Here is an 18,627-nt window from a genome sequence, read left to right on the forward strand (position 1 = left end):
TTACAGGGTGACGGGGTGTGCCTGCTGAATGCCCTCAATGGCGTGGATCCCAGCCAGCAGATCGGCAGGCAGGGGGTCATCCAGGCTGAGCACCATCACGGCATCACCACGGACGATCCGTCGGCCCACCTGCATCGAAGCGATGTTGACGTTGTGCTCGCCCAGAACTGAGCCGATGTGGCCAATGATCCCCGGCATGTCGCGGTGACGGGTGAAGAGCATGTGCTTGCTCGGGGTCACGCTCACCGGGAACTCGTCGATGGTGGTCACCCGAAGCTCGCCATCGGCGAAGACCGCTCCGGTCACGACGTGGGTGCCGTTGGCGCCCTTGGCGCTGAGCTGCAGCGAACCACCGGCGAAGTCGCGGGCGGCGTCATCTTTGACCTCCACCACGTGAATCCCACGCTCCTTGGCCTCCAGCCCAGCGTTCACGAAGTTGATCGAATCGCCTAGGGCGGTGGAGAGCAGACCCTTCTGGGAAGCAATGACCAGAGGCTGGGCCGGGTGGTTGGCGAATTCGCCCTGCAGGCGAACCTCCAGCTCGCTGATCTGACCACCGGCCAACTGGCTCACCAGTTGACCAAGGATCTCAGCCAGCTGCAGATGGGGCTTCAGGCGCTCCATCACCTCAGCATTCAAGCCAGGGATGTTCACGGCGCTGCGGGCCGGGAGACCAAGCAGGACGTCGCGGATCTGCTCAGCCACATCAACCGCCACGTTCTCCTGTGCTTCTTCGGTGGAGGCGCCCAGGTGGGGGGTGAGGATCAGGCGCTCACTCACCTTGCGCAGGGGGCTGTCGGCGGCGAGGGGCTCCTTGGCGTAGACGTCCAGTGCGGCGCCGGCGATGACGCCGTTCTCGACCGCCTCAGCCAGGGCGGCTTCATCAATAATTCCGCCGCGGGCGCAGTTCACGATGCGGGCGGTGGGCTTCATCGTCCGCAGCAACTCCGCATTCACCAGGTTTTCGGTGTCTGGGGTGCGGGGGAGGTGGAGGCTGACGTAGTCGGCCTCAGCGAACAGCGCAGGAAGCTCCTGCAAACGCACCTGCATCTGCTGTGCCCGCTCGGCCGAGACGAACGGGTCGTAGGCCATCACGTCCATGCCCATCGCTTTGGCGACCCGGGCCACGTGGGAGCCGATCTTGCCAAGACCGACCACGCCCAACTTCTTCTTGTAGAGCTCGTTGCCGACGTATTTCTTGCGGTCCCAGCCGCCAGCCATGGTGCTGCCATGGGCGTGGGGGACGTGCCGGGAGAGCGAAAGCATGAGGGCCAAGGCATGCTCGGCCGCCGCGATGGTGTTGCCCTCGGGCGAATTCACGACCATCACGCCGCGCTTGGTGGCTGCTGGGACATCGACGTTGTCGACCCCGACGCCAGCGCGACCAATGATCCGCAGCTTGGAGGCCGCCTCAATGATGTCGGCGGTCACCGTGGTTCCTGAGCGGATCATCAAGGCGTCGTAGTCGCCAATGATCGACTTCAACTCCTCGGGCGGCAGGCCCGTTCGCACATCCACCTGAGCCACCTGGGACAGGATGTCGATCCCTGTTTGATCGATGGGATCGGATACCAGAACCTTCGTCATGACCCGGCGGGGTGGAGCGGCCGGAGGTGAAGTGTAGAGAGGGACCTTGAAGCCGCCACAACGGCGGGCCGGAGCGTGGAGAATCGGCTGGTCTGAAGCGTGACCCCGTGGGCAGCAGCGTGGTGGTGGTGCTCTCGTCGCGAAAGCGATTGCACCAGCTCAAAGAACAGTTGGCCTCCCTCAGCCCTGCCCCGGCGCGCCTGGTCGCTGTGGGTGCGGGTGAGACCGCGATGGCGGAGGTGGACGAGCTGAACCCCTCCATTGCCCGCAAACGGCGTCAAAAGGGAATGGCCACCTGGCTGATGCCCTTTGGATTCTTCGCAGGGGTGACCTTCACCTTCATCACCGACCTGGACACCTTCGCCTTTGCCGGCGAGGTGGGATCCCACCTGATTGGCGGACTGCTGGGTCTGGGTTCAGGCCTGATGGGTAGCTATGCCGCAGCAGCCAGCGTCAGCTCGGACAGCGACGACCGCATCCGCGCTCTGCGCAACCGCCTGGAGGAGGGCAACTGGCTGCTGCTTCTCGAGACCGCAACCGGCGTTGAGGTGCCCTGGACGAGGTTGCAGGAGGCCAAGCCTCAAAGCGTGGTGCGACTCAGCGACAACTAGGAGCCACGCTGATGCTGCCGCGCGATCAGTTGCTGCAAGGCTGCCGCAACCCCGAGGCCATGGGGAAGCTCATCGACCTGGCGGAGCAGGCCCTACGCACCTGGGAACCGCTGTGGAGTGACTTCCTTGCAGCCGACCTCTTGGAAGAGGCGCTTCAGCGGCTCGGAAGCCTGACCGAACTCACCCTCGCCAGCGACGGCGGCTGGCCGCAGGCGGAGCGCCGTCGGCTGCTCTTGCGTCGCGTGGAGATCAGCGATGGTGAACTCCCGGCGGCCCCACTGCAGGGGCTGGTCATCAGCGGGAACTTCCTGTTTGACCCGGCCGAACCCGCCGATGTGCGTCAAGGCCTGATCACTGCCGGAGCACAACCCGGGGACCTGGGGGACATCTGGATGCGGGGCGACCGCGGAGCCCAGCTGATCCTGCGGGGGGAGGTGGCTGAAGCCTGGCAGGGCCGAACCGCGCAGGTCCGCAGCGTTGAGGTCAGCGCTGAACCCACGGGAATCAGCGACCTGCAGCTCCCCGCCAGCCGCACCCCCAAACAGCTCAGCAGTGTGGAGGCCTCGCTTCGATTGGACGCCGTCGCGTCCGCGGGCCTTGGGGTCTCCCGCAGCAAGATGGCCGATTGGATTCGCGCTGGGGCGGTTCGGGTGAACTGGGCTGTTGTGACCAGCCCGAGCCGAGAGCTCAAACAGGGCGACAGGATCCGACTCGATGGTCGCGGTGAGCTGGAGATCCTGGACATTCAGCCCACCAAGCGGGAACGCTGGCGCCTGGCCATGCAAAGACGCTGATCCACCGACTGCTAGGTTCCTCAAGCCGAAAGGCTTCTGAGGGCGATTAGCTCAGAGGTAGAGCACTACCTTGACACGGTAGGAGTCACTGGTTCGATTCCAGTATCGCCCACTTTTTAATCGGTGCTCGAGCATCAGGCCATGCCAGTGACCGTGGTTCTCGGGCTGGGCCGATCGGGTCTCGGTGCGGCCCGTTTGCTGGCACGCCGAGGGGCCAGCGTTTTGGTGCTGGAGAGCGGCGATGGGCCCGAACATCAGCGCAAAGCCGAGGACCTGCGCGCCGAAGGGATCGTGGTCGAACTGGGCAAGGCCCTGGCACCAGAGAGCTTTGAACCGCTCCTGGCGGACTGCGCGCGGGTGATTGTCAGTCCAGGCATCCGCTGGGATCACCCCACCCTGAACTGGCTTCGGGAGCAGGGGATCCCCACGAACGGCGAGATCAGCACCGCCTGGGAGGCCAGCCGACCAATCCCCTGGATCGGCATCACCGGAACCAATGGCAAGACCACGGTCACCCACCTGGTGGCCCACCTGCTGGAGCGGGGGGGCATCGATGCACCGATGTGCGGCAACGTCGGGCACTCCGCCGCGGAGTTAGCGCTGGAGCGCTTCCAAGACGGTCAAACCACCCCCCAAGCCCTGGTGGTGGAGCTCAGCAGCTATCAAATCGAATCGGCACCGGAGCTGGCACCGGCCATCGGCCTCTGGACCACCCTGACCCCCGATCACCTTGAGCGCCACGGCACCCTCGAGAACTACCGGGCCATCAAACGGGGGCTGTTGGAGCGCTCGGCGATCCAGGTGCTGAATGCCGATGACCCCGACCTCTGCGCCCATGCCGCCTCCTGGTCAAGTGCCCGCTGGATCACGGCGGAGTCGAGAGATGCGGCCCTCAACAAAGGCATCGATCCCTGGCTCTGGGTTGAGGGGCATCAGGTCATGCAGAGCAGCGGCGCCCTGCTGGATGCAACTGCCCTGGCCATGCCTGGGGCCCATAACCGCCAGAACATGCTGATGGCTGTGGCCGTGGGCCTGGAGCTGGGCCTGAGCGGCCCATCGATGGAAGCGGCCCTCCGGGCGTTCCCCGGTGTCCCCCACCGCCTGGAGCTGATCCGCCGCCTGAATGGGGTCCAGTGGATCAACGACAGCAAAGCGACCAATTACGACGCCGCCGAAGTCGCCCTGCGGGCGGTCGAGGGTCCCCTGGTCGCTCTGGCCGGCGGGGAGGCCAAACAAGGGGATGCGAGCGCCTGGATTGCTGCACTCCAACGCAAGGCCACAGCCGTGGTGCTCTTTGGCGCCGCCCAGTCCCACTTCCAAGACCTCCTGCTCTCCGGCGAATACACAGGAGTTGTCCAATGCTGCGACGATCTAGCAGCAGCGGTCGCAGCCGCCCAGCAGCTCAGCCAAGGGGAAGACTGCCGCGCCGTGCTGCTCTCACCGGCCTGCGCCAGCTTTGATCAGTACCGCGACTTTGAAGCGCGCGGCGAGCATTTCCGCTCCCTGACCAACAGCCTCTAGGGGCCTGAACAACAGCCCTACACTCGCGGCCAACGGGACGAGCAGCCTTGGCCTACTGGCTGATGAAGAGCGAACCGGATGTCTACGGCATCCAGCATCTCCAGGCAGAGGGCACAACGCTCTGGGATGGCATTCGCAACTATCAAGCGCGCAATTTCATGCGCTCGATGTCCATCGGTGATCGTGCTTTCTTCTATCACTCCAATGCCAAACCGCCGGGCATTGTCGGAATGATGGAAGTGATTGAGACCGGGATCACTGACCCCTCTCAATTCGATCCAGAGAACAAATACTTCGACCCCAAATCCAAACCGGAAGCACCCCGCTGGGACTGTGTTCGCCTGAAGTACGTCGGCACATTTGGCTCCCTGTTGAGCCTGGATGACCTGCGGGAGCAGTTCAGTGTTGAGGAGCTGCCGGTGGTGCGGCAAGGCAATCGCCTCTCGATCCTGCCGGTTCCCGAGCCCAGCGCAGAGCGACTCTTGGCCCTCCTCGGTCCCCTTTGAAGCAACCCCAGATCCAACCGGGGCGAGCCTTGCTCGACAGCCTCAGCCAGCTGAGGGCTCACCCGCGGGTTGTTCTGGGATTTACGGCCAGCCTGTTTGGCCTGCACCTGCTCGGCTGGACCGTGTTTGGTCTGGGGGATGGCGTCGGCAACGCCGTCTTCGCGGTGTTGCTGTACTTGATCGGGATCGTCCTCTATGCCATCAGCCTGATCTGGCTGATCGATGGCCTCACCAGAGCGGGGCTGGACCTCAGTCGCGGCCTGGCACCCCAGGCCAGCTCCCTCTTCCGCTGGCACGGAGCCTGCAGCTGGCACATCACCCGAGGGGTCCTGCGCCTCACCGCAGCCCTCAGCCTGATCGTGCTGATCAGCTTTTTGGGTTGGTCCTTCCTGCTGCTGGTGGCGCAGCCCCTGGCTCCGCTCCCCCTCGTGATTGGTGTTGTCCTGGGGGGTGGACTGGCCCTCAGCCAACTGTTCAATGCCTGTCTGGTGGTGGCTGAAGGGCTTGGGGCCACCAAGGCCTTTCGAGCCGGCTTCGTGCTGCTCGAGCACCAAGGGCCTGGATTGATCGCCCTAGCGGGGGTTCTACTCGCCATCACCGGGCTTCCCTTCGCCTTGGGCCTCTTGAGCGAACTGATCTGGGATGGCTCAGGCCTGCTGATCACCTGCGTGGTGGTCGTGCCCTCCCTCTGTCTGATGGCCACGACCGTGACCAACAGCTACGTCCAGTGGCGCCGGATCAGGCGAGGGGCTCGCTGAAGCGCGATTGCTGCGGGAAGAGGTTGGCCAGATAGCAACGGGTGATCTCGCGGGTCTGCACCCCGTTCTGCACCAGGAAACCCGCCAGAGCGGCCTGGAAGAGGCGGTACTGGTCCCAATTGGGGTGGGCCTCAATGAAGCCCTGCATGGACTGAAGCAGGGGCTCGGGAACCTCAGCGCACATGCTCACCGTGCCAGTTGCTTCCATGCCGTTCCTGCGGTCGATGAGCACTAGTTCCCCACAACACGAGGGAACGGTCAACAGCGCCCTGACGGGGGTATTCCCAGGCGTTCTCAGGCCTAGATCCCTGCCGCCAGAGGGGGTTCAGCCCCGTCCATGGATGCCTGGGGGACGTCGCTGCGGGGCCCCCAGGGCTTGTCAACAGGCCTTGCCGATTCCACTCCCGTTCTCCCCAGGCCACCGCGGTCACTGCCCGCTCTCGGGCTTGGGCTGTGGAAAAACCGTGCAAAACCCTGGGGAAGACGCGCGCGCGCCTGGGAGAAAAACGCTGATCAGCAGTCCTGATCAGAGCGATGATCTCATTGGCAATCTCACCCCAAAAGCCATGGCCATCGCCCTGTTTGGAACCGGCCTCCTGGGGGGAGCCATCGCCAGTCGCCTGCTGGAGGGTGATCAGGAGCTCTGGGTCTGGAACCGCACACCAGAGCGCTGCCAACCCTTGATTCAGGCCGGGGCCCGGAGTGCCTCCACACCCCAGGAGGTCGCCGGGCAGGCGGACTGGTTGATCACAGTGCTCAGCGATGGACCCAGCACCAAGGCACTGCTCCTGGAAGAGCTGGATCAGCAGCTGGCCGGGCGTTGCGTGATTCAGATGGCCACGATCGCTCCCGAACAGAGCCAGGCCTTGGCCGCCGAAGTGGAAGCACGGGGCGGTCGCTACCTGGAAGCCCCAGTCCTGGGGAGCAAACCGGAGGCCCTTGTCGGTCGCCTGCAGCTGATGGCGGGTGGCCAGCCAGAGGTCTTTGCCGCGGCCGCACCGATCCTGAACCAGCTCAGCGAAGCCCCTCGGCGACTCGGGGCGGTCGGCAGTGCCATGGCCTGCAAGTTGGCTCTCAACCAGCTGATCGCCAGCCTCACCCATGCGTTCAGCCTCTCGCTGCATCTGGTGCAGAACAGCGGAGTTGAGGTGGAGAGCTTCATGGAGATCCTCAGGGGGAGCGCCCTCTATGCCCCGACCTTCGACAAGAAATTGGAGCGGGAACTCCAGGGCGACTACGGCAACCCCAATTTCCCCACGGCCCACCTGCGTAAGGATCTGGCGCTTTTCCGGGAGGCCTCCCAAGCCACGGGGCTCAATAGCGAAGGGCTTGAGGGACTACTGCGCCTGCTGCAACGGGCCACTGGAGCCGGACTGGATGGACTGGATTACTGCGCCCTGCACGCCCTCACGGCTGGCCATGGAGCTGCGCCAGAGCCGCAGTAAAGCCGGCGGCGGCCTCACGGCTCCAGCTGCCCTCGATCGCCCGCTGCCCGGACTCCGGGCTGAGCATCACCCGCAGGGTCCAGCCCTGGCGATCGCCATCGAGGCAGATCCACCAGCCCTCCCGCTCGAGTTCCAGTTCGATCGCCTCTTCGGCCATCAACTGATCGATCAACTGACGGTGCTGGGCGATCAGATCGCTGAGGCCATCCCGGAGGCTGAAGGCTTCAGCTTCATTGAGCTCGGCCGCCCAGCCTTCACCACCAATCAGCACTGAAAAAGGGTGACGGCCGGCATCCCAAGCCAACCGCCACCCTTCTCCTTCACGCTGAATCAAGGTCACCCTCCAACAGGGGTGGGAACCAAGGCTGGGGCCTAGCCGGGCAGCAGGTCAGGCTGATCCTGCTCGTCGCTCAGCTCGATGATGGCCCGCTGCACGGGCTTGACCATCGAATCCTCCAGCAGTCCGTCGAAATCATCGAATCGGCGCTGCTTGGCGCGGAAAGCGATGCGAACGGTGGTCAGGTAGCGGTTGCTGGAATGCCGGACGAGATTCTCAGCGCGCTGCGCGAGCTCTTTGGGGCTGACGTTGACGCCGAGATACATGCACTATTCGCCGATGTACTCATCGTAGGTCAGCAGACTGCTGGACAAGGGAACGCTGACGGGAAAGACCATTGGCTCCTCACCTGCTACCACCAAACGAATCTCCCGAGCCAACTGCAGCGCCTCAAGCGGCGGCCTGAGCAGATCGATGACACCGCACACCATGGCGCGGTGGGCAAGATCCCTGCACTCGATCCGCAAGGAACCCCAACCACGGGACAGCCGCGCGGCCAGCAGGGGATCCAAGCGACGCGCCTGCTCGGGGTCCTCCCGATAGAACGACCACAGGGCAACAGCAACCCGCTCCATGATCCAAGACAAGTCCCGCTTGTCTCACCATGAAGTCTGGTTTTGCGTCACCCTCATAGACGGCAGTTTCCCTTCAGCTTTGGCCAATGGCCGGCACCCTTGCCATTGACCTCGGCAGCACCACCACGGTGGTGGCCCATCAAGGCGCCAGCGATCAGGCCGCCCGCCTTCTGCCCCTGCCGCCCTTCAGCAGCGCGGATCCCGTGGCCATCCCCAGCCTGATCTGGCTGACCGAGCGGGACGCCAGTCAGCCCCTGATTGGTCGGCAAGTCGTTGAAGGGGGCTTCCTGGAACGCGAAGGGCCCCAACTGCAGCGGGATTTCAAACGCCTCATTGCCCAACCCAGCAGCGAGGCCAATCACAGCTGGCTCACGCCGGAACAAAGCGGACGCTTGCTGCTCGAGCAGATCTGGTCCCATCTGCCGGAGGATCTAGCACCGGATCGCCTGGTGCTGACCGCCCCGATTGATGGCTATCGGGGCTACCGCCAATGGCTGCTGGAGGCCGTCGAGGCCATGGACGTCCCGGATGTGGCCTTGGTCGATGAACCCACCGCTGCGGCCATCGGCGCGGGCCTTGCCCCAGGGAGCCGCGTCCTGGTGGTCGATGTCGGAGGGGGGACCACCGATCTATCGCTGGTGGCGCTTCCCGGGGGCGAAGGCCGGGCCGCCCCCATCGCCCAATTGCTGCGCTTTGGCGGGCGCAACCTCAACAGCAGCCAGCAAACGCTGCGGTGCGCAGAGGTCCTGGGAAAAGCCGGGCTGGCGATCGGTGGACGCGATCTGGACCGCTGGATCGCCGCTCACCTCTGCCCTGACCTGCCCCATCCGCCACGGGGACTGCTGCAGGTCTGCGAACGGCTCAAATGCGAGCTCAGCGCTCAGGAGGAAGCCCTCGCCCTTTGGACCCCCGTGGGAGCGTCCAACGCGATCCCCCTGCGCCTGCAGCGAGCGGACCTCGAACAACTGCTGGAGGACCAAGGGCTCTTGAGCCTGCTGGATGAACTGCTGGAGACCGTCCTGGCCGCCGCCCGGGCCTCGGGCGTCCAAAGCGAGGACATCGACGCGATCCTGCCGGTTGGTGGCAGTGCCCAGATCCCTCTGATTCGCCAGTGGCTCCAGCAGCGACTCCCGGGCACGCCCCTTCGGGGGAGTCGTCCCGTTGAAGCCGTCGCCCTGGGGGCCTTGAGCCTGACCCCCGGAGTTCGCATCAAAGACGTCCTCAGCCAAGGGGTCTCCCTGCGCTGCTGGGATCAGCGCAGCGCTGAACACCGCTGGCACCCCCTCTTTATGGCTGGTCAGAGCTGGCCGATCGAGCAACCTCTCGTGATACGCCTCTCCTGCAGCGAAGCGGAACAGAACGCCTTGGAGCTGGTGCTCGGAGAGCCCCAGGCGGAAGAGCGCAGCGAGGTGGTCTTTGTCGATGGCCTCCCGGTTCTGCGCCGCAAAAGCGCAGGAGCCGCCAGGGTCAAAGCCTGGGCGCAAACACCGATCCAGATCCCCCTGACCCCCTGCGGCACCCCGGGGGAGGACCGAATAGAGCTGCGGTTCTGGATTGATTCGGCCTGTCACTTGCAGGTCGAAAGCCTGGATCTGCAAACCCAGACCCGCCAGAGCGCCATGGATTTGGGGGCCATCCGCTAGGCCGGCTCGAGCTCTGCCCCTGGCCGCGTGATCACTGGGAGGCAGCTCCATAGAACGGAGTTGGATTCCTGACGCGCCTCTTGGCCATCCGCCGACACCGGCTTCCGCGTTTTTGGCTGGTGCTCACCTTGGGCTTGGTGGCATCGGGGGTCGGCGCGGCCTACTGGTGGGAGAAACAACTCCCAGCCCGCCTCGAGCAAGCCTCCAAGGCGGGGCGTTTGGATGACTGCCTGCTCTATGGCGAGCAGCTCTTGGCCCTGCGCTGGCTCGGAGGCCAGGCACCGTTGGAACTCAGCCACTGCCGGCGGCTCAAAGCCGAGCAGCTCTGGCAATCACAACGCCAAGCCCAGGCGCTTCAACTGCAGCGCCTACTGGTCAATTCCGGCAACAGCACCCCAGAGGACCAACAGCGCCTACTGGCTTGGCAGAAGCAACTCGAAAACGAAGCCCTTGGCCTCTATCGCCGCGGTCAACTGGATCAGGCCTTAGAGGTCCTCAAGAGCCTGAATGCCGACCAGAACCCCCAAGGCACAGCAGTTGGCGATCAACTGCGGGAGGACTGGAGCCGCAACCGTTTCCAAAAGGACCGAGCCGCCCGGCTCATCCCTCAAGAGCGCTGGTGGGAAGCGCTTGACGCCCTCAATCGCATCGAGCACCCCTGGTGGCGCGAACGCACCCAAGGGCTGCGGAAACAGGTCGAAGCAGGGATCGAGGGGCTCCGCAAGCGTGACCATGGTGACCACGACTCCCATCGCGGCCTGGGCTCCAACGTTCCCGAGGCGCAGCTCAACCGCCTGGTGAGTCAAAAGCTGAAGCAGGGACTGGATGACTGGCAAGCCTTCAGCCAGGCCTGCTCGGAATTAGGGGGAGAGGTCGTTGAAGACGGTCCCGAAACGGCCTGCAGGCGTTAATCACGCGTGACAGGATGGCCCAACTTCAGCGGCCCTCTTCATGCAGGCAGGAGATCAAGTCACGGTCAGCCAGAGCGTTGTGGTCTTCCACCACCCTCAGCACCGCGGCCAGGCCTTCGATCTCAAGGGCCAGCAGGGCGAAGTCTTCCAGGTGCTGAACGACTACAAGGGCCGCACCATCAGCCCGACCATGCCCGTGATCGTGGCCTTCGGGAAGTTCCGCGCCCACTTCCGCGCCGACGAACTCGAGGCGGTGGCCTGAGGGTCAGTCCTCGGGCTCCCCTTTCAACAGGAACACCCCTTCTTCCCCATCGATGCCCTTGAGGCAAAGGGCAATGAGCTCCTGCCGATTCGTGGGAACCACCCGACCGCAGAAATCGGGCTGAATCGGTAACTCCCTGTGACCGCGATCCACCATCGCCAGCAGTGAGACGCGGCGGGGACGCCCCCAGGCCTGCAGCGCCTCCAGGGCAGCCCGCACGGTGCGCCCCGTGAAGACCACGTCGTCGACCAGCAGCACCTCTTTGCCATCGAGGCTGGAGGGCAAAGAGGTGGGCGCCACCAGACGGGTGCCCACCCGATCCAGGTCATCCCGGTGAAAGGTGGGATCGACACTGCCGCAGTCCACGGGATGGCCCGAGAGCTGCTCGAGCAATTGGGCCAGGACCTCAGCCAAGGCCACCCCCCGGGTGGGAATCCCCAACAGCACCAGATCGCGGCTGTCATCGACGCTCTCCAATACCTGGGAGGCCAGACGATTCAGGGTCCTTCCCAACTCAACCGCGGACAAGATTTCAACGCGATCGACTGCCATGGGATTGAGAGGGGCGAGCGACGGTATGGACAACCCCTGGTGTAGCCAAAAGCTGACGCAACCATGCTGGGGACTGGCTCAGCGCAAGGCAAGAGGTAGGTTGGATCTATCTGGTCGTGCAGGGAAAGGCGGGGTTTTATCGGGTGACAGTCATACCGTCCACCGAATCGGGCTCGCACAAAGCGGCGTCACCAGGCGCCGGTCCTTCAGGTTCCTCCCAGAAGGGTGCGATTGCCCCGGTTGTGCTGTGCATCCTGGACGGATGGGGCTACCGCCACGACGACATCCATAACGCTATCCGGGCTGCGCAAACGCCGGTCATGGATGCCCTCTGGCATGCCTATCCCCACACCCTGATCGAAGCCAGCGGCTCCGAAGTCGGCCTGCCGGACGAGCAGATGGGGAATTCGGAAGTCGGACACCTGACCATTGGGGCCGGACGGATTATTCGCCAGGAGCTCGTCCGCATTAGCCAGGCCGTTCGCGACGGCAGCATTGCTGAGAATGCTGAACTCAATGCCCTGGCCGATCAGCTACGCAGCAGCGGCAAGACCCTGCACCTGATCGGACTGTGTTCCGACGGCGGGGTCCACAGCCACATCGATCACCTGGGCGGCCTGTTGCAATGGGCCAAAGCCCGCGGCCTCAAGGAGGTCTGCATTCACGCCATCACCGATGGCCGCGACACGCCTCCCCAGAGCGCTGAGCAGTTCCTCAATACGATCGAAGCCCAGATCGAAAAAGCGGGTATTGGCCGGATCAGCACCCTCTGCGGGCGTTATTGGGCTATGGACCGTGACAGCCGTTGGGAGCGAACTGAAAAGGCCTACCGCCTGCTCACCGAAGACACTGAGATCACCGAGCAATCGCCCCAGGAGGTGCTCCGCGCGTCCTACGGCGATGAGATCTACGACGAATTCCTCGAACCCACCCGCCTAGCGCCGGGAGCGATCCAATCCGGGGACGGCCTGGTGGTGTTCAATTTCCGCCCCGACCGGGTCCGCCAGTTGGTCAAAGCCCTGGTGCTCGATGACTTCGATGGGTTTGAGCGGACCTTCATTCCCGACCTCAACGTCGTCACCTTCACCCAATACGAAGCGGGACTACCGGTGAGCGTGGCCTTCCCACCAGAGTCCCTTGATGGACTGCTGGGTCAGGTGGTCTCGGAGGCCGGCCTGCGTCAGTTCCGGACCGCCGAAACCGAGAAATATCCCCACGTCACCTATTTCATGAACGGTGGCATCGAGCAGCCCTACCCCGGAGAAGACCGCCACCTGGTCCCCTCGCCGCGGGTCGCCACCTACGACCAGGCCCCGGCGATGTCAGCGGAACAGCTGACCGACAACTGCATCTCCGCCATCAACAAGGGGATCTATTCCCTGGTGGTGATCAACTATGCCAACCCCGACATGGTCGGCCACACCGGCGCGATGGAGGCCACCGTGGAAGCCATCGGTGCCGTCGACCAGAGCGTCGGCCGCCTGCTGGAGGCCACCAACCGCATGGGCGGCACCCTGATCGTCACCGCGGACCACGGCAATGCCGAGCTGATGGAAGGCCCCGATGGCCTGCCCTGGACCGCCCACACCACCAACCCCGTGCCGGTGATCTTGGTGGAGGGTGAAAAGCGCAAGATCCCTGGCCATGGCACCGCCGTGGAACTGCGCAGTGGCGGTGGACTGGCCGATGTGGCCCCGACCCTCTTGGAGATCCTGGGGTTGGAGCAGCCAAGCCGGATGACTGGCACCTCCTTGATCACACCCCTGGGTAGCCCATCTCAGCCCAGCCGCATCCCTCAGACCCTCGGCATCTAGTCACTGCCTAGGCTGCATCGATGATTCAAACCTCCCTCACCTGGATCTGGCTTAGCAGTGGTGCACTGCTGGTCATCACCGTGCTCCTTCACAGCCCCAAGGGTGATGGCATGGGGGGACTGGCCTCGAGCGGCAGTTCCATGTTCAGCAGCGCGCGCAGCGCTGAGGCAACCCTGAATCGCATCACCTGGACCCTGCTGGCGATCTTCATGGGACTGGCCACGGCCCTCAGTGCCGGCTGGTTCAAAGGCCTCTAAATCCATGACACGACGGGGACTGCTCGCCTCCTTGGCCCTTCTGGTGGGCGGCAAACCAGCGGAAGCGGCCGCCAAAGCCGGTGATCCGCAGTGGCAACTCAGCGACGCCCAGTGGAAACAACGCCTGTCTCCAGCGGCCTATCAGGTCTTGCGACAAGAGGGCACCGAGCGCCCCTTCTCCAGCCCCCTGAACGACGAAAAACGCGCCGGCGTGTTCCACTGCGCCGGCTGCGATCTTCCGCTGTTCAGCTCCAAGGCGAAATACGACAGCGGCACCGGCTGGCCCAGCTTCTGGGAGCCGCTGGCCAATGCCATCGGCACCAGCGTCGATTTCAAGTTGATCGTGCCCCGCACGGAATACCACTGCCAGCGCTGCGGCGGCCATCAAGGCCACGTCTTCAATGACGGCCCTCGCCCCACCGGCAAGCGCTACTGCAACAACGGCGTGGCACTGAGCTTTAAGGCCAACGCCTAAACCCAGACAGCAAGAAGCCCGGGCTGCACTGCACCCCGGGCTTGCTTGTTGGTTCTTCGTTCAGAACAGCTGAGGGGAACCAACCCGCTCGGCGTAGGCCTCTTCGCCGTGTTCAGCGACGTCAACGCCGAGGTTCTCGGCGGTTTCGCTCACCCGGAATTGAACACCGAGGCCACGCAGAACTCCAGCAATGAGCAGGGTGCCGATGGCCGCCAGGCCATAGGCCACCAGCACCGCCTGGAGCTGGCCAAGCACCAGGGCTCCACGGCCCTGTTCGGCCAAGACCTGCCCGGCAGGATGGGAAGAGATCAGCTCCGCGTTGGCGAAGACACCCGTGAGCAGAGCACCGGCGGTGCCGCCCACGCCGTGGACCGCGTAGGTGTCGAGAGAATCGTCAAAGCGCAGCTTCACCTTGAGCTGCACCGAGGCCGCGCAGAGGACCGCGGTGATCGCACCGATCGCCATGGCCGAGCCAATGGTCACAAAACCAGCGGCGGGGGTCACACCCACCAGACCAGCCACAGCACCGGTGGCCAGTCCCACGGCGGTGGGCTTGCCATCGCGCCAGGTTTCCACCAGGGACCAGGCCACCAAACCAGCAGCGGCGGCCACATGGGTCGTGGTGAATGGAATCTCCGCACCGCCGACAGCCAACTGGCTGCCGCCGTTGAAGCCGAACCAACCAAACCAGAGAAGTCCGGTGCCCAGCAGGATCTGGGTCACGTCATGGGGAGGGCGAATCGCTTTGGGCCACTGACGGCGAGCACCGATCAACCCCGCCAGCACCAAAGCCGAGACACCGGAGCTGATGTGCACGACTGTGCCACCCGCGAAGTCCAGGTCTTTGCCCAGGAAGCCGCCGCCCCAGACCATGTGGGCCAGAGGGGAATACACCAACAGCAGCCAGATCGGCGTGAAGAGACACCAGAAGCGGAAGCTGATGCGCTCCACCAAGGCGCCGGAGATCAGGGCCGGCGTGATGATCGCGAACATCCCCTAGAACAGGGCAAAGGTCAGACCGGGAACAGCCAAACCGTCCCAGACCTCAGGAAGACGCTCCAGAAGAGCAAAGGTGAAGGGGTTACCCACCACTGCCTGGGCCGCCCCACCATCGGCGAAAGCCAGGCTGAAGCCAAAGCTGGCCCAGACCAAGGTGGCGATGCCCATCATCACGAAGCTCATCGCCATCGTGTTGAGGACATTGCGCCCCTTGACAAAGCCGCCATAAAAGAAAGCCAGGCCAGGGGTCATCAACAGGACCATCGCCGCTGAGATCAGCAGTAGGGTGTTGTCGGAACTAGAGAGAGCCGCCTCCGCAGCCTGAGCCGGAAGAAAGGCACCCGCCAGCAACTGAAGCGCAGGGACAGTGAGGGCAGCGATCAGCAATCTGCGCTGTCGCGAAAGAAACGGCACGCGAACTCATTCGGTGATGACCGATACCGTTTTAGACAGGCCGGGACACAAACTGTTCACGATGAACATTGTCAGAGGATCCCAAAGCGGCCGCCGCCGCCCTCTGCTCAGACCTCCTTCCCATCGCCTTGCTGAGCGCGCAGGCGATCCACTCCTGCCGTAGCGACGCGCTGGGAGCGGTTGATCGCTTTGACAATCAAGAACAGGACCCATCCCACAATCAGGGAATTGAGCAGAACATTCAGCGCCTGACCAATCAGGAGCTGTCCCCCCGCATAGGGGATGACCCATTTCTCCCAGCCGCCATTGCGAATCAATGGATTCACCAAGGGCATCAAGAGATCTTTCGTGAGCGCATCGACGATCTGCTGAAACTGCGTGCCCACAACCACCGCGATGGCCAGATTCAGGGCATTGCCCTTCTGAAAGAAGAACTCCGTGAATTCACGCAACCAGCGACGAAAAGCGAGCATGAAGGACCAGAGAACTCAGACTTTCATTCGAACACGAGGCACAACGAGTCCTTAACCGTTCAGCCCTTGGAACCAGGTTCTTGAAGACCGGAGCGCAGAAACGCAACGCTCTTTTGAACACGCTCAATCTCATAGTCGGTTTTCACCTTCTGCTTCTCCAGGACCTCCACACGCTTCAAGAGATCTTCCAGAAGCTTGTTCTGGAGTGATTCCACTTGGACCAGCCGCTTCTTCTTGTCGGGATCCGCCAGCCCAGCAGAGGCCGCTCCATCCAGCACGGCACCTTCGGTCTCCAGATACACCTGAGCAAGACGCTCGAGAACCTTCGTGTACTGCTTGCCCTGACGCCGGCAGAGATCCCTAAAGCGATCCAAGACGTCAGGCCTGAAGTTCGCAGCGAAGGCACCAGGACGCGACACAACCAAGATTCATATAGCAAGAACAATACGCCTCTCCTCTTGGATCTATTTCCCGGTTCAGCGGCGGAGTTGTTCCACCTTCGACGCGTCGCCCTCCCGCAAACAGAAAACAGCCCTCCTGCATAGATCTGCATTGCAGTATCTATACAGAAGAGCTGGGTTGCCTCGGATCAGCACCGCTCGACAGGCACAAAAAAGGGGCACGGATGTGCCCCACATGCGTTGCGATAACTGAAGAGTTGGAGGGGAGAAGGTCAGTCTCTCCCCGACAGGCGATCAGTAGTCGAAGTCGCCGCCGCCCATGCCGCCGCCGGCAGGAGCTGCTTCCTTCTTCTCGGGCATGTCAGCCACGATGCACTCGGTGGTCAGAACCATGCCTGCGATCGAGGCAGCGTTCTGAAGACCGGAGCGGGTCACCTTGGCGGGATCGACAATGCCGGCAGCCAGCATGTCCACGTACTCGCCGGTGGCGGCGTTGTAGCCCTCATTGAAGGGCTTGTTCTTGACGTGCTCGGCCACCACGGAGCCGTTCACACCAGCGTTCTCAGCGATGCGCTTGAGGGGAGCCGTGAGAGCGGAAGCCACGATGGTGGCGCCGATCAGCTCTTCGCCGGAGAGGTTGGAGGCAGCCCACTGATCCAGGGCAGGAGCCAGGTGGGCCAGGGTGGTGCCACCGCCAGGAACGATGCCCTCTTCAACGGCCGCCTTGGTGGCGTTGATGGCGTCTTCCAGGCGCAGCTTCTTGTCCTTCATCTCGGTCTCGGTGGCGGCACCCACCTTGACCACGGCCACACCGCCGCTGAGCTTGGCCAGACGCTCCTGCAGCTTCTCCTTGTCGTAGGTGGAGTCCGTTTCGTCCATCTGCTTGCGGATCTGCTCGCAGCGGGCCTTCACGGCCACCTCGTTGCCTTCGGCGACGATGGTGGTGGTGTCCTTGTTGATGGTGATGCGGCGGGCGGTGCCCAGCATCTCCAGCTTGGTGTTCTCCAGCTTGAGGCCGGCGTCCTCGGTGATCAGCTGACCGTTGGTCAGGACAGCGATGTCCTCGAGCATGGCCTTACGGCGATCGCCGAAGCCAGGGGCCTTCACAGCGGCCACGTTCAGGACGCCACGCAGACGGTTCACCACGAGGGTGGCCAGGGCTTCCTTCTCGATGTCCTCAGCAATGATCAGCAGAGGCTTGCCGGTGCGGGCGATCTGCTCGAGCACGGGCACCAGATCCTGGACCAGACCGATCTTCTTGTCGGTCAGCAGGATGTAGGGCTCTTCCAGAACCGCTTCCATCCGCTCGGTGTCGGTGGCGAAGTAAGGGGAGATGTAGCCCTTGTCAAAGCGCATGCCCTCGGTGACCTCCAGCTCGGTGGTCATCGACTTGCCTTCCTCGAGGGAGATCACACCCTCTTTGCCAACCTTGTCCATGGCATCGGCGATCATCCGGCCGACTTCCTCGTCGTTGCCAGCGGAGATGGTGCCGACCTGGGCGATGGCGTTGGAGTCGCTGATGGGCTTGGCGTTCTCCTTGATCTTCTCGACCAGGAATTCAGCGGCCTTGTCGATGCCCTTCTTCAGGGTGATGGCGTTGGCGCCAGCAGCGACGTTGCGCAGACCGGACTTGACCATGGCGTGGGCCAGGACGGTCGCGGTGGTGGTGCCGTCACCGGCGGCATCGTTGGTCTTGGAGGCGGCCTGACGAATCAGGGCAACACCGGTGTTCTCGATGTGGTCCTCGAGCTCGATCTCTTTGGCGATGGTGACACCGTCATTGATGATCTGAGGAGCGCCGAACTTCTTCTCGAGGACGACGTTGCGGCCCTTGGGGCCCAGGGTCACGGCAACGGACTCAGCCAGGATGTCGATGCCTTTTTCCAGAGCGCGGCGAGCCTGCTCGTTGTAAATAATGCGCTTAGCCATGGGAGGCGGTTCTCGCGGAAAGTGGGGTTAGGGAAAAGTGTTCGGACTCAGCTGACGACAGCCAGGATGTCCTTCTCAGACAGGAGCACGTACTCGTCGCTGCCGAGCTTGATGTCGGTGCCGGCGTACTTGCTGTAGAGGACCTTGTCGCCAATGCTCACTTCAGGAGCCTGACGGGAACCATCGTCGTTGCGCTTGCCGGGGCCCACCTGCACCACTTCGCCCACCTGGGGCTTTTCTTTGGCGGAGTCAGGCAGAAGGATGCCGCCGGCGGTCTTCTCTTCGGACTCGGAGACCTTGATAAAGATGCGGTCGCCGAGGGGCTTGACGGTGGAAACGCTGAGGGAAACAGCAGCCATGGAT

Annotated in this window: 22 protein-coding genes, 1 tRNA gene and 1 pseudogene; 13 read left to right on the forward strand and 11 right to left on the reverse strand. The window is 63.5% G+C overall.

Annotation, left to right across the window (positions count from 1 at the left end; translation table 11 throughout):
* Nucleotides 1–1,587 (reverse strand): phosphoglycerate dehydrogenase, encoded by a 1,587-nt coding sequence (gene serA, locus ACLM42_RS08495; protein WP_247910301.1) that lies wholly within the window; start codon nt 1,585–1,587, stop codon nt 1–3.
* Nucleotides 1,588–1,694: 107 nt separating this feature from the next.
* On the opposite strand from serA, the gene ACLM42_RS08500 reads away from it, so the two are divergent.
* From ACLM42_RS08500 to ACLM42_RS08525, 6 genes are all read left to right on the forward strand, one after another.
* Nucleotides 1,695–2,198: a hypothetical protein gene (locus tag ACLM42_RS08500; RefSeq protein ID WP_415398799.1), complete on the forward strand. Its 504-nt coding sequence runs from the start codon at nt 1,695–1,697 to the stop codon at nt 2,196–2,198.
* A gap of 11 nt (nt 2,199–2,209) precedes the next feature.
* On the forward strand, nt 2,210–2,992 hold the full coding sequence (locus ACLM42_RS08505; RefSeq protein ID WP_415398800.1) for a photosystem II S4 domain protein: 783 nt from the start codon (nt 2,210–2,212) through the stop codon (nt 2,990–2,992).
* Between the two features lie 40 nt (nt 2,993–3,032).
* A tRNA-Val gene (locus ACLM42_RS08510) sits at nt 3,033–3,104 on the forward strand.
* Between the two features lie 29 nt (nt 3,105–3,133).
* On the forward strand, nt 3,134–4,513 hold the full coding sequence (murD, locus tag ACLM42_RS08515; RefSeq protein WP_415398801.1) for a UDP-N-acetylmuramoyl-L-alanine--D-glutamate ligase: 1,380 nt from the start codon (nt 3,134–3,136) through the stop codon (nt 4,511–4,513).
* Nucleotides 4,514–4,560: 47 nt separating this feature from the next.
* Complete coding sequence (locus ACLM42_RS08520) at nt 4,561–5,019, forward strand: EVE domain-containing protein (protein ID WP_415398802.1); 459 nt, start codon at nt 4,561–4,563, stop codon at nt 5,017–5,019.
* Nucleotides 5,016–5,777 (forward strand): hypothetical protein, encoded by a 762-nt coding sequence (locus ACLM42_RS08525; protein ID WP_415398803.1) that lies wholly within the window; start codon nt 5,016–5,018, stop codon nt 5,775–5,777. The genes ACLM42_RS08520 and ACLM42_RS08525 overlap by 4 nt, the downstream gene beginning before the upstream one ends.
* Here the strand turns inward: ACLM42_RS08525 and ACLM42_RS08530 are convergent.
* Complete coding sequence (locus ACLM42_RS08530; protein ID WP_010315385.1) at nt 5,758–5,985, reverse strand: DUF2811 domain-containing protein; 228 nt, start codon at nt 5,983–5,985, stop codon at nt 5,758–5,760. The two genes, ACLM42_RS08525 and ACLM42_RS08530, sit on opposite strands and share 20 nt — an antisense overlap.
* A 358-nt stretch (nt 5,986–6,343) precedes the next feature.
* Between ACLM42_RS08530 and ACLM42_RS08535 the strand changes: the two genes are divergently transcribed.
* Complete coding sequence (locus ACLM42_RS08535) at nt 6,344–7,222, forward strand: NAD(P)-dependent oxidoreductase (RefSeq protein ID WP_415400157.1); 879 nt, start codon at nt 6,344–6,346, stop codon at nt 7,220–7,222.
* Here the strand turns inward: ACLM42_RS08535 and ACLM42_RS08540 are convergent.
* Genes ACLM42_RS08540 through ACLM42_RS08550 form a run of 3 tightly spaced genes read right to left on the reverse strand, consistent with a single transcriptional unit; the run spans nt 7,185 to nt 8,134 of the window.
* Nucleotides 7,185–7,562, reverse strand: a complete 378-nt coding sequence (locus ACLM42_RS08540) for a DUF1818 family protein (RefSeq protein WP_415398804.1) — start codon at nt 7,560–7,562, stop codon at nt 7,185–7,187. The genes ACLM42_RS08535 and ACLM42_RS08540 overlap by 38 nt on opposite strands.
* 32 nt (nt 7,563–7,594) lie before the next feature.
* Nucleotides 7,595–7,825, reverse strand: a complete 231-nt coding sequence (locus ACLM42_RS08545; RefSeq protein WP_185187021.1) for a DNA-directed RNA polymerase subunit omega — start codon at nt 7,823–7,825, stop codon at nt 7,595–7,597.
* Nucleotides 7,826–7,828: 3 nt separating this feature from the next.
* Entirely contained in the window at nt 7,829–8,134 is a 306-nt protein-coding gene (locus tag ACLM42_RS08550) for a hypothetical protein (RefSeq protein WP_415398805.1), read from the reverse strand.
* 86 nt (nt 8,135–8,220) lie between these two features.
* Between ACLM42_RS08550 and ACLM42_RS08555 the strand changes: the two genes are divergently transcribed.
* The 3 genes from ACLM42_RS08555 to ACLM42_RS08565 all read left to right on the forward strand — a co-directional run bounded on the left by ACLM42_RS08555 (nt 8,221) and on the right by ACLM42_RS08565 (nt 10,950).
* A complete protein-coding gene (locus tag ACLM42_RS08555; protein ID WP_415398806.1) occupies nt 8,221–9,777 on the forward strand; it encodes an Hsp70 family protein in 1,557 nt (518 codons plus the stop codon).
* A gap of 80 nt (nt 9,778–9,857) precedes the next feature.
* Nucleotides 9,858–10,688 carry a hypothetical protein gene (locus ACLM42_RS08560; protein ID WP_247910291.1) on the forward strand — a complete coding sequence of 277 codons (831 nt, stop codon included), beginning with the start codon at nt 9,858–9,860 and terminating at the stop codon, nt 10,686–10,688.
* A gap of 40 nt (nt 10,689–10,728) precedes the next feature.
* Nucleotides 10,729–10,950 (forward strand): ferredoxin-thioredoxin reductase variable chain, encoded by a 222-nt coding sequence (locus tag ACLM42_RS08565; protein WP_010315371.1) that lies wholly within the window; start codon nt 10,729–10,731, stop codon nt 10,948–10,950.
* Nucleotides 10,951–10,953: 3 nt separating this feature from the next.
* Here ACLM42_RS08565 and pyrR read toward each other — a convergent pair whose 3' ends face one another.
* Nucleotides 10,954–11,502, reverse strand: coding sequence for a bifunctional pyr operon transcriptional regulator/uracil phosphoribosyltransferase PyrR (gene pyrR / locus ACLM42_RS08570; protein ID WP_415398807.1), 549 nt, complete (start codon nt 11,500–11,502; stop codon nt 10,954–10,956).
* Nucleotides 11,503–11,744: 242 nt separating this feature from the next.
* On the opposite strand from pyrR, the gene gpmI reads away from it, so the two are divergent.
* Genes gpmI through msrB form a run of 3 tightly spaced genes read left to right on the forward strand, consistent with a single transcriptional unit; the run spans nt 11,745 to nt 14,048 of the window.
* Nucleotides 11,745–13,316: a 2,3-bisphosphoglycerate-independent phosphoglycerate mutase gene (gpmI, locus tag ACLM42_RS08575; RefSeq protein ID WP_415398808.1), complete on the forward strand. Its 1,572-nt coding sequence runs from the start codon at nt 11,745–11,747 to the stop codon at nt 13,314–13,316.
* A 20-nt stretch (nt 13,317–13,336) separates the two neighbouring features.
* A complete protein-coding gene (gene secG, locus ACLM42_RS08580) occupies nt 13,337–13,573 on the forward strand; it encodes a preprotein translocase subunit SecG (RefSeq protein ID WP_247910288.1) in 237 nt (78 codons plus the stop codon).
* A 4-nt stretch (nt 13,574–13,577) separates the two neighbouring features.
* Nucleotides 13,578–14,048 carry a peptide-methionine (R)-S-oxide reductase MsrB gene (msrB, locus tag ACLM42_RS08585; RefSeq protein WP_247910287.1) on the forward strand — a complete coding sequence of 157 codons (471 nt, stop codon included), beginning with the start codon at nt 13,578–13,580 and terminating at the stop codon, nt 14,046–14,048.
* A 60-nt stretch (nt 14,049–14,108) separates the two neighbouring features.
* Here msrB and ACLM42_RS08590 read toward each other — a convergent pair.
* The 5 genes and pseudogenes from ACLM42_RS08590 to groES form a co-directional block, all read right to left on the reverse strand.
* Nucleotides 14,109–15,311: pseudogene (locus ACLM42_RS08590) on the reverse strand (ammonium transporter).
* A 257-nt stretch (nt 15,312–15,568) separates the two neighbouring features.
* Nucleotides 15,569–15,934: an MscL family protein gene (locus ACLM42_RS08595; RefSeq protein WP_415398809.1), complete on the reverse strand. Its 366-nt coding sequence runs from the start codon at nt 15,932–15,934 to the stop codon at nt 15,569–15,571.
* 59 nt (nt 15,935–15,993) lie between these two features.
* A complete protein-coding gene (locus tag ACLM42_RS08600) occupies nt 15,994–16,308 on the reverse strand; it encodes a hypothetical protein (protein ID WP_415398810.1) in 315 nt (104 codons plus the stop codon).
* Nucleotides 16,309–16,629: 321 nt separating this feature from the next.
* Nucleotides 16,630–18,264: a chaperonin GroEL gene (groL, locus tag ACLM42_RS08605; RefSeq protein WP_247910283.1), complete on the reverse strand. Its 1,635-nt coding sequence runs from the start codon at nt 18,262–18,264 to the stop codon at nt 16,630–16,632.
* A 47-nt stretch (nt 18,265–18,311) separates the two neighbouring features.
* On the reverse strand, nt 18,312–18,623 hold the full coding sequence (groES, locus tag ACLM42_RS08610; protein ID WP_247910282.1) for a co-chaperone GroES: 312 nt from the start codon (nt 18,621–18,623) through the stop codon (nt 18,312–18,314).
* Nucleotides 18,624–18,627: the final 4 nt, after the last annotated feature.

This window comes from Synechococcus sp. W4D4, from assembly GCF_047716805.1.
Classification (GTDB): Bacteria; Cyanobacteriota; Cyanobacteriia; order PCC-6307; family Cyanobiaceae; genus Vulcanococcus.

Bases quoted from the DNA above. Each gene is read 5' to 3' on its own strand.
- serA (WP_247910301.1), bottom strand. From the start codon at position 1,587: ATGACGAAGGTTCTGGTATCCGATCCCATCGATCAAACAGGGATCGAC.
- ACLM42_RS08505 (WP_415398800.1), top strand. From the start codon at position 2,210: ATGCTGCCGCGCGATCAGTTGCTGCAAGGCTGCCGCAACCCCGAGGCC.
- murD (WP_415398801.1), top strand. From the start codon at position 3,134: ATGCCAGTGACCGTGGTTCTCGGGCTGGGCCGATCGGGTCTCGGTGCG.
- ACLM42_RS08530 (WP_010315385.1), bottom strand. From the start codon at position 5,985: ATGGAAGCAACTGGCACGGTGAGCATGTGCGCTGAGGTTCCCGAGCCC.
- ACLM42_RS08535 (WP_415400157.1), top strand. From the start codon at position 6,344: ATGGCCATCGCCCTGTTTGGAACCGGCCTCCTGGGGGGAGCCATCGCC.
- ACLM42_RS08545 (WP_185187021.1), bottom strand. From the start codon at position 7,825: ATGTATCTCGGCGTCAACGTCAGCCCCAAAGAGCTCGCGCAGCGCGCT.
- ACLM42_RS08550 (WP_415398805.1), bottom strand. From the start codon at position 8,134: ATGGAGCGGGTTGCTGTTGCCCTGTGGTCGTTCTATCGGGAGGACCCC.
- ACLM42_RS08555 (WP_415398806.1), top strand. From the start codon at position 8,221: ATGGCCGGCACCCTTGCCATTGACCTCGGCAGCACCACCACGGTGGTG.
- ACLM42_RS08565 (WP_010315371.1), top strand. From the start codon at position 10,729: ATGCAGGCAGGAGATCAAGTCACGGTCAGCCAGAGCGTTGTGGTCTTC.
- pyrR (WP_415398807.1), bottom strand. From the start codon at position 11,502: ATGGCAGTCGATCGCGTTGAAATCTTGTCCGCGGTTGAGTTGGGAAGG.
- secG (WP_247910288.1), top strand. From the start codon at position 13,337: ATGATTCAAACCTCCCTCACCTGGATCTGGCTTAGCAGTGGTGCACTG.
- msrB (WP_247910287.1), top strand. From the start codon at position 13,578: ATGACACGACGGGGACTGCTCGCCTCCTTGGCCCTTCTGGTGGGCGGC.
- ACLM42_RS08595 (WP_415398809.1), bottom strand. From the start codon at position 15,934: ATGCTCGCTTTTCGTCGCTGGTTGCGTGAATTCACGGAGTTCTTCTTT.
- groL (WP_247910283.1), bottom strand. From the start codon at position 18,264: ATGGCTAAGCGCATTATTTACAACGAGCAGGCTCGCCGCGCTCTGGAA.
- groES (WP_247910282.1), bottom strand. From the start codon at position 18,623: ATGGCTGCTGTTTCCCTCAGCGTTTCCACCGTCAAGCCCCTCGGCGAC.